The organism is Stappia sp. 28M-7, assembly GCF_014252955.1.
Taxonomy (GTDB): Bacteria; Pseudomonadota; Alphaproteobacteria; order Rhizobiales; family Stappiaceae; genus Stappia.
In genome coordinates, this window is record NZ_JACMIA010000001.1 from 2,618,051 (window position 1) to 2,631,544 (window position 13,494).

General features: G+C 65.5%; 11 protein-coding genes. 5 read left to right on the forward strand and 6 right to left on the reverse strand.

Annotated elements, in window-relative coordinates; genetic code table 11:
- Positions 1–91: 91 nt before the first annotated feature.
- Both ndk and H7H34_RS11495 read right to left on the reverse strand, forming a co-directional pair.
- On the reverse strand, positions 92–514 hold the full coding sequence (gene ndk / locus H7H34_RS11490; RefSeq protein ID WP_120267785.1) for a nucleoside-diphosphate kinase: 423 nt from the start codon (positions 512–514) through the stop codon (positions 92–94).
- A 184-nt stretch (positions 515–698) separates the two neighbouring features.
- Positions 699–1,388 carry a glutathione S-transferase family protein gene (locus tag H7H34_RS11495; protein WP_185925264.1) on the reverse strand — a complete coding sequence of 230 codons (690 nt, stop codon included), beginning with the start codon at positions 1,386–1,388 and terminating at the stop codon, positions 699–701.
- 274 nt (positions 1,389–1,662) lie between these two features.
- Between H7H34_RS11495 and H7H34_RS11500 the strand changes: the two genes are divergently transcribed.
- Positions 1,663–3,339, forward strand: coding sequence for a methyl-accepting chemotaxis protein (locus tag H7H34_RS11500; RefSeq protein WP_185925265.1), 1,677 nt, complete (start codon positions 1,663–1,665; stop codon positions 3,337–3,339).
- Between the two features lie 195 nt (positions 3,340–3,534).
- A complete protein-coding gene (locus H7H34_RS11505) occupies positions 3,535–4,668 on the forward strand; it encodes a M20 family metallopeptidase (protein WP_245165055.1) in 1,134 nt (377 codons plus the stop codon).
- Between the two features lie 53 nt (positions 4,669–4,721).
- Here the strand turns inward: H7H34_RS11505 and H7H34_RS11510 are convergent, their stop codons facing one another.
- The 4 genes from H7H34_RS11510 to ugpB form a co-directional block, all read right to left on the reverse strand.
- Positions 4,722–5,774 carry a sn-glycerol-3-phosphate import ATP-binding protein UgpC gene (locus tag H7H34_RS11510; RefSeq protein WP_185925266.1) on the reverse strand — a complete coding sequence of 351 codons (1,053 nt, stop codon included), beginning with the start codon at positions 5,772–5,774 and terminating at the stop codon, positions 4,722–4,724.
- Positions 5,775–5,779: 5 nt separating this feature from the next.
- On the reverse strand, positions 5,780–6,616 hold the full coding sequence (gene ugpE / locus H7H34_RS11515; protein ID WP_067218063.1) for a sn-glycerol-3-phosphate ABC transporter permease UgpE: 837 nt from the start codon (positions 6,614–6,616) through the stop codon (positions 5,780–5,782).
- A gap of 8 nt (positions 6,617–6,624) precedes the next feature.
- The gene (gene ugpA / locus H7H34_RS11520; protein WP_120267780.1) at positions 6,625–7,506 is read right to left on the reverse strand and encodes a sn-glycerol-3-phosphate ABC transporter permease UgpA; all 882 of its coding nucleotides are present in this window, start codon (positions 7,504–7,506) and stop codon (positions 6,625–6,627) included.
- A 140-nt stretch (positions 7,507–7,646) separates the two neighbouring features.
- Positions 7,647–8,966 carry a sn-glycerol-3-phosphate ABC transporter substrate-binding protein UgpB gene (gene ugpB / locus H7H34_RS11525; protein ID WP_209006204.1) on the reverse strand — a complete coding sequence of 440 codons (1,320 nt, stop codon included), beginning with the start codon at positions 8,964–8,966 and terminating at the stop codon, positions 7,647–7,649.
- A 426-nt stretch (positions 8,967–9,392) separates the two neighbouring features.
- On the opposite strand from ugpB, the gene H7H34_RS11530 reads away from it, so the two are divergent.
- From H7H34_RS11530 to radA, 3 genes are read left to right on the forward strand one after another with little or no spacing between them, the layout of a single operon-like run.
- Entirely contained in the window at positions 9,393–10,874 is a 1,482-nt protein-coding gene (locus H7H34_RS11530) for a replicative DNA helicase (RefSeq protein WP_120267779.1), read from the forward strand.
- 25 nt (positions 10,875–10,899) lie between these two features.
- The gene (gene alr, locus H7H34_RS11535) at positions 10,900–12,054 is read left to right on the forward strand and encodes an alanine racemase (RefSeq protein WP_371811387.1); all 1,155 of its coding nucleotides are present in this window, start codon (positions 10,900–10,902) and stop codon (positions 12,052–12,054) included.
- Positions 12,054–13,451 (forward strand): DNA repair protein RadA, encoded by a 1,398-nt coding sequence (gene radA / locus H7H34_RS11540; protein ID WP_120267778.1) that lies wholly within the window; start codon positions 12,054–12,056, stop codon positions 13,449–13,451. The genes alr and radA overlap by 1 nt, the downstream gene beginning before the upstream one ends.
- The last annotated feature ends 43 nt before the right edge of the window (positions 13,452–13,494 follow it).

Sequence of the window (13,494 nt, forward strand, 5' to 3'; positions counted from 1 at the left end):
GGACCAGTGGCCGTACAAAAAGAAAGGGCCGGCACAGCGGCCGGCCCTTCCAGATAGCGTTGGCTGCGATGTCGCGATGCGACTTCAAACCTTAGCCGACGATTTCGGTCTCGGAGAACCAGTAGGCGATCTCCTGGGCGGCGGTGTCCGCGCCGTCGGAGCCGTGCACCGAGTTCTCGCCGATGTTCAGGGCGAAGGTCTTGCGGATGGTGCCCTCGTCGGCATTGGCCGGGTTGGTGGCGCCCATCACTTCGCGGTTCTTGGCAATGGCGTTCTCGCCTTCCAGAACCTGCACGACGGTCGGGGCCGAGCACATGAACTCGACCAGCTCGCCAAAGAACGGACGGTCCTTGTGCACCGCGTAGAAGCCCTCGGCCTCGCGACGCGACATCCACACGCGCTTGGAAGCGACGACGCGCAGGCCGGCATCCTCAAGCATCTTGGTGATCGCGCCGGTCAGGTTGCGACGCGTCGCGTCCGGCTTGATCATCGAAAAGGTGCGCTCGATCGCCATTATCGTTTTCCCGTTGTTGTCCGGCGGAGCCTCGCGCCCTCGCGGGCCCCGCCTGTCCGTGCCTCAAAGCCGGACACTGCTTGATCTCGTTGCGCCCGTGAGCGGGCGCGCCATGCGTATAGCCGGGGATGAGCGCCCCCGCAAGGCGCAAGGGACGCCGGATTCTGCTGTTTTCGGGAAAGATTCAGGCTGCCGGAACGCTGCGTCCGAAGCCGTCGAACAGATCGAGGCAGCGCTCGCGCCATTGCCCGACAGGCGATCCCGGCTCGATGAACTGGAACGGGCTGGTGATCCGTGCCCATTGCAGGGTGCCGAACAGCAGGTAGTCGGTGTGAAGCGGCGCATCGCCCCCGATGAAGGGCTGGCTCTTCAGCATCAGATGCAGCGGCAACAAGGCGGTCCCCAGCTCGGCGAGCCTGTCCTCGCGTCCGGCCTGGACCTCCTCCAGGGTCATGCCGAAACGGGCCTCGCGCGTCTCGCGAAAATAGACCTGGTCGGCCGGGCCGAGCACGTCCCAGATGTCCTTGATGATGAGCCGCACGATCAGTGAGCTGATCGAGGCGTTGACCCAGCCCTCGATCAGCTTGGCCGCGGCGCGCCCGCCCTCGCCCCCGAACAGGCTCGGCCGGTCCGGATAGGCCTCCTCCAGATAGGTGGCGATCGCCCAGCTGTCGCAGATCGTCCGCTCGCCATCGACCAGGATCGGCACCGTCTTGCCGACATCCGGCGCGATGGCCGGGATCTCGCAGAAGGGCTTGGGCCGGCATTCGAAATCGAGCCCCTTGTGCTTCAGCGCCATCCGAATGCGCCAGGCGTAGGGACTGAAGGGGCGCCCCGCATCGGCGCCGCACAGCTCATAGAGAACAAGGCTCAAGGTTTCGCTCCACTTTTCCTTGGATCGCGTTCGCGATGTCGGAGCGAACCTTATCCCCCGCATGGCGCCGCTCCAAGCGGCGCCGGCATCTCGGCAGCCCAGCCACAACCCAAAGGAGAGAGCACGCGGACAACAAAACCCAAGGATTGAACTTCAAGAAATATGCCGTTACGTCAACGATTTAAAGAGCCTCGTTTGCCCCACGTATTTACTGAAGCTTCAGTAGTTTCTCGTACCTACTGCAGCATCTTCAGTTCACGAGGTCGCCTCCCCTATGTCCATCAAACAGAAAATGCTGACGCTTGTCGGCGGCACATTGGCTGCCCTGCTTCTTGTCGCGGCGGTCCAGATCTACTCGCTCTACGGCTCGATGATGCACGACCGCCGCGAACTCGTTCGCACCCAGGTCGAGACCGCCGTGACGATGATCGAAGCCATCGCCCAGGACGCACAGGCCGGAAACCTGTCGGTGGACGAGGCTCAGCGGATCGCCAAGAACCTCCTGACCTCGATGCGCTTCAACGGATCCGACTACTTCGTTGTCATCGATTCCTCTCAGGCGAACCAGGGCGTCGTCGTCACCCACCCGAATCCGAAGATCGTCGGCCAGAACCTGTGGGCTTCCAAGGATGCCGACGGTACCGAATACGTCGTCGGCCAGGTCAAGTCCGCGCGGGCGGGCGGCGGCTTCACCGACTACTACTTCCCGCGCCTCGGCGAGACGGAGCCCTCCCCGAAAGTCGCCTACTCGGACGGTTTCGCTCCCTGGCAGTGGGCCGTGTCCGCCTCGCTCTATGTCGATGACGTGACCGAGGCCTTCTACGGCGAGCTCCTGGTCAGCGCGCTTTGGATCCTTCCGCTCACTGCCCTGATCGGCATCGCCGCCTTCCTGCTGGCCAACAGCATCAGCCGGCCGATCGCCGCGATCACCGATGCCATGCGGCATCTTGCGGCCGGCGACCTTTCGGTGTCCGTGCCGGGCGCCGGGCGCAAGGACGAAATCGGCCAGATGGCCGATGCCACCGAGGTGTTCCGCGACGGCATGCTGCGCGCGCAGGATCTCTCCGCCTCGCAGATCGAGGAACAGCGCAGCCGCGAGCAGCGTGCGCTGCGCATCGAGGAAATGACCCGTCGCTTCGACGAAAGCGCCTCCGCGCTGCTGACGGCTGTCACCTCCTCGGCCGGCACCATGGAAAACAACGCACGCTCCATGGCCAACATCGCCGAAAACACCAATGCCCGCTCCACGACGGTCGCCACTGCGGCCCAGCAGGCTGCCGCCAACGTCCAGACGGTTGCCTCCGCGACCGAGGAACTGTCCTCGTCGATCTCCGAGATCAGCTCGCAGGTCTCCAAGTCGTCGCAGATCGCCTCCCAGGCGGTCGGCGAGGCTCAGCGCACCGACAGCCAGATCCAGGGCCTTGCCAACGCGGCCGAAAAGATCGGCCAGGTGGTGAGCATGATCGCCGCCATCGCCGAGCAGACCAACCTGCTGGCGCTGAACGCGACCATCGAGGCCGCCCGCGCCGGCGATGCCGGTCGTGGCTTCGCGGTCGTCGCCGCCGAGGTCAAGGAGCTCGCCTCCCAGACCTCCAATGCGACCGAGGAGATCACCGCGCAGATCGCCACCATCCAGAGCGAAACCCGCACCGCCGTCGGCGCCGTCCAGTCCATCGGTCGTACGGTGGAAGAGATGAATGCCATCGCCGCCGCGATCGCTGCTGCGGTCGAGCAGCAGGGCGCGGCCACCGGCGAGATCGCCCGCAACGTGGAAGAAGCCTCGCGCGGCACCCAGGACGTGACCGAGAACATTCTCGGTGTCTCCCATGCCGCCAGCGAGACCCGTACCGCCGCCGACGACGTGGCGTCGGCAGCTGCCGCCGTCAATCGAGACGCCGCAGCACTCAAGCAGGAAGTCGAGAGCTTCCTGACGGGCGTGCGCGCCGCCTGATCTGCCTCGGCAACGAGTGACGAAAACCAGAGCGCCGGCCTTCGGGTCGGCGCTTTTTTATGCCGGCGACGCTGCGGCATCCGCGGCGCACCGGCCTTGCCGCACGGCCCGCCAGCATTGCCTCTCGCGAAGCGCAAAGTGACAGGCTATGATCTTGCTCTCGCCCGATTATCGTTCACGCACATGGGGATAGACATGAAGCCGTCGTCGGAGGATTTGCTCGCCGGCCTGCTCGACTGGGTACGCATCGAGACGCATACGCCGGATGTCGAGGGGCTCAACCGGCTGATGGATCTCGTGGCCACACAAGCCATGGCTTTCGGCGCGACCACGGAGCGTTTCCCCGGCCGCGACGGCCATGGCGACCATTTGCTGGTCCGCTCCCCATGGGGCGACCATTCGAAGCCGGGCATTCTCTTCCTGTCCCATCTCGACACCGTTCATCCGCGCGGGACCATCGACAAGGACCTGCCGATCCGCGTGGAAGGCGACCGCTGCTACGGTCCCGGCATCTGCGACATGAAGGGCGGCGCGTATAACGGACTTGCCGCCATGCGTGCGGTCGCTGCCGATATCGAGGCCGGCAGCACGCCCCCTGCCCTTGCCGTCAGCATTCTCTTTACCTCGGACGAGGAAGTCGGCAGCCCGACCTCGCGGGCGCTGATCGAGCGCATCGGCGGCGCGGCCAAATACGCCCTTGTGACGGAGCCGGCCCGCAATGGCGGCCATGTGGTCACCGCCCGCAAGGGCGTCGGTCGCTTCACGCTGAAGGTGGAGGGCCGCCCCGCCCATGCCGGCGCCCGCCACTGGCAGGGCCGCAGCGCGGTGACCGAGCTTGCCCACCAGATCATCGCGCTGGAAGCAATGACGGATTACGACCGCGAGATCACCGTGAATGTCGGCGAGATCAGCGGCGGCACCGGAACCAATGTCGTGCCGCAATTCGCGACGGCCGAAATCGACCTGCGTGTGCCGACGCTCGCCGCTGCCGATGAAATGGTCGCCCGCATCACCGGCCTCACGCCGAAGACCCCGGATACGAAGCTGACAATCACCGGCGGCATGAACCGCCCGCCTTTCGAGCAGTCGCCCGCAAGCAAGACGCTCTTCGACCATGCGGCGCGGCTGGCCGGGGAGATCGGTTTCGAACTGATCGGCGAGACGACGGGCGGCGGATCCGACGGCAACTTCATCGCCGACAAGGTTCCGACCCTCGACGGCCTCGGCCCGGACGGCGACGACGTGCATACGCTCAACGAGCACATCTTCATCCCGTCATTGGGCGAGCGGATGCAACTCATGGTCCGGTTGATCGAAACGCTGAACTGAGGAAAACGCCTGTCGGCCGGGCTCATTGAGTGCCGGCCGACAGTGTTTTGAAATCAGTCAGGCAGCCGCTTTCCGTCGGCACCGAAATAGTGCAGGTGCTCGGACGCGCAGGAAAGATGCACCCGCTCGCCCGCGGCCGGAACCTCGTGCCCGCCTTCGACCCGCACGATCATGCGTTCGCCGTCGTCGAGCTCCACATGGGCCAGCGTTTCCGCCCCCAGGGCCTCGGCGATCATCAGCTTGCCCGACAGCACCGCCGCGCCTTTCGCACAGAAGGAAAGATGCTCGGGCCGCACGCCGACCGTATCGAGCGCGCCTGCCGCACCGCCGGTCTCCGCCACCTTGCGCAGCAAACCGCTCGCCTGGAGCCGCGCCGCCTGCAGGAAATTCATCGGCGGGGAGCCGATGAACCCGCCGACGAAGACCGTTGCCGGCTTGTGGTAGACCGATAGCGGCGTCCCGACCTGCTCGGCATTGCCCCCGTTCATGACGATGATCCGGTCGGCCATGGTCATGGCCTCCACCTGATCGTGGGTCACGTAGAGCGAGGTGACACCGAGACGGCGCTGCAGCGTCTTGATCTCCACGCGCATCTGCACGCGCAGCTTGGCGTCGAGATTGGACAGCGGCTCGTCGAAAAGGAAGACCGAGGGCTTGCGCACGATCGCTCGGCCCATGGCGACGCGCTGGCGCTGGCCGCCCGAAAGCTGGCGTGGCTTGCGGTCGAGATAGGGCTCGAGCTCCAGCATCTTAGCGGCCTGCGCGACCCGCTCGGCAATCTCCGGCTTCGCAACACCTGCGATCTTCAGGCCGTAGGCCATGTTGTCGAAGACCGACATGTGCGGATAGAGCGCGTAGTTCTGGAACACCATGGCGATGTCGCGCTCACGCGGCTCCAAATCGTTGACCACCCGGTCGCCGATACGGATCTCGCCCGACGTCACGGTTTCCAGACCTGCCACCATGCGCAGCAGGGTGGACTTGCCGCAGCCGGACGGCCCGACGATCACGATCAGTTCGCCATCGGCGATCTCCGCATCGACCCCGTGGATGACCTGGGTGGTGCCGTAGGACTTGCGGACGTTCGAAAAAGCGATCTTCGCCATGAAACCTATTTCTCGCTTTCCACGAGACCCTTCACGAAGAGCCCCTGCATGAAGATGACGACGGCGACGGGCGGCAGCATCGCCAGCAGCGTGGTGGCCATGATCACCGGCCAGTCGGCGATATCGTCGCCGGACGGGAACATCTGCTTGATGCCCATCACGATGGTGTTCATTTCCGGCTTGGTGGTGATCAGCAACGGCCAGAGATACTGGTTCCAGCCGTAGATGAAGAGGATCACGAACAGCGCGGCGATGTTGGTCCGCGACATCGGCAGCAGGATGTCGAGGAAGAAGCGCACCGGCCCTGCCCCGTCGACCCGCGCCGCCTCGATCAATTCGTCCGGAACCGTGAGAAAGAACTGGCGAAACAGGAAGGTCGCCGTCGCGGAAGCCACCAGCGGCAGGATGAGGCCCGTATAGGAATTGAGCATCCCGAACCCTGCGACGACCTCGTAGGTCGGCACGATGCGCACCTCGACCGGCAGCATCAGGGTGAGGAAGATCATCCAGAAGAACGCCATGCGGAACGGGAAGCGGAAATACACGATCGCATAGGCGGAGATGATCGAGATGGCGATCTTGCCGATGGTGATACCGAGCGCCATGACGCTGGAGTTGAACAGCATCAGGAGGACCGGCGAGTTGACGCCTCTCGTCAGCGCAGCCGTGTAGTTCTCGATCAGATGCGGCCCGGGGATGAGCGGCATCGGCGGGCGGGCGATCTCCGGCTGCGTCACCGTCGAGGCGACGAAGGCCATGTAGATCGGGAAGCAGATGATCGCGATGCCGACGATCAGCCCGATATGGGTCAGCCAGATGCCGAGCCCGCGTTTTTCGACCATGCCGCTCATCAGTAGTGCACCTTGCGTTCGATATAGCGGAACTGGACGACCGTCAGCAGCCCGACCACGAAGAGCAGGATCACCGACTGGGCGGCCGAGGACCCGAGGTCCTGGCCGACGAAACCGTCGGAGAACACCTTGTAGACGAGGATCGTCGTCGCCTGCTGCGGACCGCCGCCGGTGATCGTGTGGATCACGCCGAACGTCTCGAAGAAGGCGTAGACGACATTGACCACCAGCAGGAAGAACGTGGTGGGCGACAGCAGCGGAAAGACGATGGTCCAGAACCGGCGGGCGAAGCTTGCCCCGTCGATGGCCGCGGCCTCGATCACGCTTTTCGGGATCGCCTGCAGGCCGGCGAGGAAGAACAGGAAGTTGTAGCTGATCTGGCGCCAGGCGGAGGCCACGACGACGAGCCCCATCGCCTCTTCGCCGTCCAGGACGTGATTCCAGTTGTAGCCCATTGCCTTCAGGTACCAGGCAACAAGACCGACATTGGGATTGAACATGAACAGCCACAGCACGCCGGCGACCGCCGGGGCCACCGCATAGGGCCACACCAGCAGCATCTTGTAGGCGCTCGATCCCTTGATCACCCGGTCGGCCATGACCGCGAGCCACAGCGCCGCGCCCATGGAGACGAACGTCACCAGGGTCGAAAAGATCACCGTCGTCTTGAACGAGGCGAGATAGTAGCGGTCGCTCAGCAGGAACTCGAAGTTGCCGAAGCCGACGAACTGCGAGGAAAGACCGAAGGGGTCTGGAATATAGGCGGACTGGTAGATCGCCTGGCCCGCGGGCCAGAAGAAGAAGACGAGTGTCACCAGGATCTGCGGCGCTAACAGCAGATACGGCAAGACCCGACTATTGAAGACGACGCGTTTGTGCATGGCGCGCTATTCCGGCTGCTCTGTCCGCCGGGTCTAGCCGACGGGCGAAAACGGCCCGGCAGGCTGCCGGACCGTTTCCCGTTTCTTGGAATGGGCAACGGATGCGGGACATGTCCCGCATCCGCGACCGTTTCAGGGGATCAGCGGTTGGCCTGCTCGAAGCGGCGCAGCAGCTGGTTGCCACGCTCCACCGCGTTGTCGAGCGCCTCCTTGGCCGACTTGTCGCCGGCCCACACCGCTTCCAGCTCCTCGTCGATGATGCCGCGGATCTGGTCGAAGTTGCCCAGACGCACGCCCTTCGAGTTGGCGGTCGGCGCCTTGCCGGTCATCTGGATGACGGCAATGTCCGTGCCCGGGTTGGCGTCGTAGAAGCCGGAGGCCTTGGTCTGCTCATAGGCAGCCATGGTGATCGGCAGGTAGCCGGTGTCCTGGTGCCACTTGGCCTGGATGTCGGCGGACGACAGGAAGTTCAGGAACTCCGCGACGCCGGCATATTCTTCCGGCTCATGGCCGGACATCACCCACAGCGAGGCGCCGCCGATGATCGTGTTGACCGGAGCGGCCTCGACCGAATCCCAGTACGGCAGCGGGCGGATGTCGAAGGCGAACTTGGCCTCGGACTTCACGCCGGCGTAACCGGCCGAAGATTCGGTGAACAGGGCGCACTCGCCGGCGCGGAACTGGGCACCGCTTTCGTTGCGACGGCCGGCATAGATGAACTTGCCGTCCTTGGCCCACTGGCCCATCGCCTCGATATGCGCGACCTGAACCGGTCCGTTGAAGGACAGCTCAGTGTCGACGCCGCCGAAGCCGTTCTCCTTCGTCGCGAAGGGAACGTCGTGATAGGCGGACAGGGTCTCCAGATGCACCCAGCTCTGCCAGGCGGTGGTCAGCGGGCAGGCCGCGCCGGACGCCTTCAGCTTGTCCAGCACCTCGCCCACCTTCTCCCAGGTGCTCAGGTCTGTGTTCGGATCGATGCCGGCCGCCTCGAGCGCATCGCGGTTCACATAGAGAACCGGGGTCGAGGAGTTGTACGGCAGCGACAGCATCTGACCGTCGGTGGTGGTGTAGTAGCCGGCAACCGCGGCCAGGTAGGCGCTCTGGTCGAACTCCTTGCCCGTCTCGGCCATCAGCTCGTAGACCGGCTTGATGGCGCCCTTGGCGCCCATCATCGTGGCGGTGCCGACCTCGAAGACCTGGAGGATGTGCGGCTGCTCGCCGGCACGGAAGGCGGCGATGCCGGCATTCAGCGCCTCGGAGTAGTTGCCCTTGTGCGAAGCGACCACGACGTAGTCGCTCTGCGAGGCATTGAACTTCTCGACCTGCTCGTTCAGCAGATCGCCGAGGCGACCGGTGAAGGCGTGCCACCACTGGATCTCGGTGGCGGCGAAGGACACGGTGGTGCTGCCGGCAAGCATCGTTGCGGCGACCAGACCGGCCAGCGTCTTGCGATAAGCCATAGTTTGCTCTCCCAAAGCTCGGGCACCCGGCCCGACATGCGGTTCTGGGCAACGCGGCCTCCGGTATAGAAGACGCGTTGAACGAAAATGTCCGCATTTCGTATTTGTTTCATATGAACGCCAGATGTCGCTCACATGAACATTAAGCGACACTTCCATGACAGACGCAAGAGCCCGAAGACAAGCGGGAAATCGCTGATCCACACCGTTCCCCTAGGGCATGTGGGCAAGTTGGTCACTTTCGTGTCATGCGTGCCCCTTAGCCCCCTGGCAGACCTTTTGCCGGCGGAACGAAGATCGCCCTCCGCGTCAACCGGGCGCCCACGTTTTCCCCGCTCCTTTCACACGAAATGCACACCGCCCGGATTCCCCTTCCTCCCTCCCCCTGCCTCCGGTAGGAACAAGGGCACACGAGGGGAAGTGAGAATGAAGGGTCCGGTTCCGGCGAACGACACAACCGCCGCGGCGATGCGCGTTGCCCCGCATAATGCGGAGGCCGAGCGTCAGCTGCTGGGCGCGATCATCGTCAACAACGAGACCTATTACCGCGTCTCCGACTTTCTCGAGCCCGAGCACTTCTTCATCGCTCCCCACCGGGAGATCTACGAGAAGGCCGGCCAGCTGATCCGCGCCGGCAAGGTCGCCTCGCCGATCACGCTCAAGACCTTCTTCCCGCAGGATGCCCGCATCGCCGACATGTCGGCCGCGCAGTATATCCTCCGGCTCGCAGCGGACGCCGCCTCGGTCATCAACGCCGAGGACTATGGCCGCGCGATCTACGACCTCGCGATCCGCCGGACCCTGATCCGCATCGGCGAGGACATGGTCAACATCGCCTTCGACGCGCCGATCGACATGCCGCCGACGGCGCAGATCGACGATGCCGAGCGCCGCCTGTTCGAACTGGCGGAAAAGGGCCGTACCGACACCGGATTCGTCTCCTTCGGCGACGCGCTGACCGCAACCATCGAAATGGCCGCCGCCGCCTATCAGCGCGAAGGCGCGCTGTCGGGCATCGCCAGCGGATTGCGCGATCTCGACGGCCTGATGGGCGGCCTGCAGCCGTCGGATCTCATCGTGCTTGCCGGCCGTCCCGCCATGGGCAAGACCTCGCTCGCCACCAACATCGCCTACAATGTCGCCGAGGCCTACATGGCCGAGGAGCAGCCCGACGGCACGATGAAGACCGTCAACGGCGGCGTCGTCGGCTTCTTCTCGCTGGAAATGTCGGCCGAGCAGCTGGCAACGCGTATCATTTCCGAGCAGACGGAAATCTCGTCCTCGAAGATCCGCCGCGGCGACATTTCCGAGCACGACTTCGAAAAGCTCGCCGCTGCCGCCCAGACCATGCAGCTGGTTCCCCTGCATGTGGACCAGACCGGTGGCATCTCCATCGCCCAGCTGGTCGCCCGTGCCCGCCGGCTCAAGCGCCAGCGCGGCCTCGATCTGCTGATCGTCGACTACATCCAGCTGCTCACCGGCTCGCAGAAGAACAGCGGCAACCGCGTGCAGGAGATCACCGAGATCACCACCGGCCTCAAGGCGCTGGCCAAGGAGCTGAACGTCCCGATCATCGCGCTGTCCCAGCTGTCGCGTCAGGTGGAATCGCGCGACGACAAGCGCCCCATCCTCTCGGACCTTCGCGAATCCGGCTCGATCGAGCAGGACGCCGACGTGGTGATGTTCGTGTTCCGCGAGGAGTATTATCTCGGCAAGACCATGCCCGAGGAAGGCACCGAGGAGTACGTCAAGTGGGAGGAGAAGCTTGACAGGGTGCGCAACCGGGCCGAAGTGATCATCGCCAAGCAGCGTCACGGCCCGACCGGTACAGTGAACCTGCACTTCCAGGGCGAGTTCACCCGATTCTCCGACCTCGCCGACCCGGACCGATTCCCCGAGCCGCAATGACGCGGCCAGAGCCTGGACCAGGGATGTGATCGATAACCACTCCGGCGCCAGCGCCACGCCTCTCATCGACAACGGCCGCATCACCGTAGACCTTGCCGCTCTTGCAGCGAACTGGCAGCGGCTCGCCGGCCTGATGGCGGAGGGCGCCGCATGCGGTGCGGCGGTGAAGGCCGACTGCTACGGGCTGGGCGATGCGCCGTGCCTGCAGGCGCTCTGGGCCGCCGGCTGTCGGACCTATTTCGTTGCAACGCCGCAGGAAGGCGCGGCCGTGCGTCGCCACCTGCCGGATGCTACGGTCTACATTCTCAACGGGCTCTATCCGGGTGCAGCCGGCTTTTACGCCGCCAACGGACTGCGCCCCTGCCTCGGCTCGCCGGACGAGATTGCCGACTGGCGCAATGCCGGCGCGCCGCTGCCCGCAGCGCTTCATGTCGACACCGGCATCAGCCGCCTCGGTCTGACGGCGGAGGAAGCCTCGGCGCTGGCCGCGAGCCTGGCCGATGGATCGCCGCTCGAGCTATCGCTGATCATGTCGCATCTGGCCTGCGCCGACGCGCCGGGCGACCGGATGAATCAGGCCCAGCTGGCGCGCTTCCGGGCGCTTGCGGACCTGTTCCCCGGCGTGCCGCGCTCGCTCGCCAACTCCGCCGGCATCTTCCTCGGTCCGGACTTCCATTTCGAGCTCGCGCGGCCGGGCATTGCCCTTTATGGCGGCCAGGCCTCGGCGATGGAGGAGAGCCGGCTCGATCCCGTCGTCACACTCGAGGTGCGGATCCTCCAGGTCCACACGCTGCCCAAGGGCGCGCCCATCGGCTACGGCGCGACCTTCACCGCACCGCGCGACATGCGCGTTGCCATGGTCGCGGCCGGCTATGCCGACGGGTTCCTGCGCGCGGCCGGCTCCACAGACAGCAAAGCAGGTGCGGAAGCCTGGCTCGCCGGCCATCGCCTGCCGGCCCTCGGTCGCGTTTCTATGGACATGAGCGCCTTCGATATCAGCGACGTGCCGGAAGACATTGCCGTGCGGGGCGCCTTCGTGGAGCTGTTCGGCCGCAACGTCTCCGTCGACGAGACTGCCAGCCGTGCCGGTACCATCGGCTACGAACTGCTGACGTCTCTCGGCCACCGCTTCGCCCACCGTTATGTCGGCGCGCCCTCGGATGGCGGGGAGCGGCCCTGATGGCCAAGCGCGGCACAAACTACGTCTGCCAGTCCTGCGGCGCGGTCGCGTCCAAATGGGCCGGCCGCTGCGACAGCTGCGGCGAGTGGAACACCCTGGTCGAGGAACGCAGCGGCGGCGGGGTCGGCGGCTCGCCCACGGCCGCCGGACGCAAGCGAGGACGCGTGGTGCCCCTGGTCGGCCTTGCAGGCGAAAGCGACACGCCTCCACGCATCGAGACACGGGTTGGCGAGCTCGACCGCGTCACCGGCGGCGGATTCGTGCGCGGCTCGGCCCTGCTCGTCGGCGGCGATCCGGGCATCGGCAAGTCGACGCTGCTGATTCAGGCCGCCGCCCGCATCGCCAGGCTCGGCCACCGCGCGATCTATATTTCCGGCGAGGAAGCGATCGATCAGGTGCGCCTGCGCGCCATGCGCCTAGGCCTGTCCGACGCCCCCGTCGGCCTTGCGGCGGAGACCAGCGTCGAGGACATCCTCGCCACCCTGACGGACGGCCCGCCGCCGGCCCTCGTCATCATCGATTCGATCCAGACCCTGTGGTCGGAGATGGTCGAGTCCACGCCCGGCACCGTCACCCAGGTCCGCGCTTCCGCGCAGGCCCTGGTGCGCTACGCCAAGTCGAGCGGCGCCACGGTGATTCTCGTCGGCCATGTCACCAAGGACGGCCAGATCGCCGGCCCGCGCGTGGTGGAGCACATGGTCGATGCCGTCCTCTATTTCGAGGGCGACGGCGCACACCAGTATCGCATCCTGCGGTCGGTCAAGAACCGCTTCGGCGCGACGGACGAGATCGGCGTCTTCGAGATGACCGACAAGGGGCTGGCCGAAGTGGCCAATCCGTCTGCGCTTTTCCTCGGCGAGCGCTCGGGCCGCACGCCGGGATCGGCCGTCTTCGCAGGGCTGGAGGGCACGCGCCCGCTGCTGATCGAGATCCAGGCGCTGGTCGCCCCCTCGCCTCTCGGCACCCCGCGCAGGGCGGTCATCGGCTGGGACAGCGCCCGCCTTTCGATGATCCTTGCGGTGCTGGAGGCGCGCTGCGGCGTGCGCTTTGCGCAGAACGATGTCTACCTCAATGTTGCCGGCGGATTGAGGGTCAACGAAACGGCCGCTGACCTTGCCGTTGCCGCTGCGCTCGTCTCGTCTCTCAGCGGGGTTGCCCTTCCCGCCGATTGCGTCTATTTCGGCGAGGTCAGCCTCTCGGGGGCGGTCCGAGCGGTCTCTCAGGCCCAAAGCCGTCTCAAGGAAGCCCGCAAGCTCGGTTTCACCTCGGCCTTCGTGCCGGAATCGAACGCCGGAGACGGCGCGAACGACGGTGGGCAGGTGACGGGGCTGAGCGAGCTGACGGATCTGGTCGCCCAGGTGGCGGCAAGCTCCGCAGGCGCATCCGAGCGGGACTAGGGGCCCGGACGGATCTGGCGGCCGGCAGCGTCCGATCGCTGCA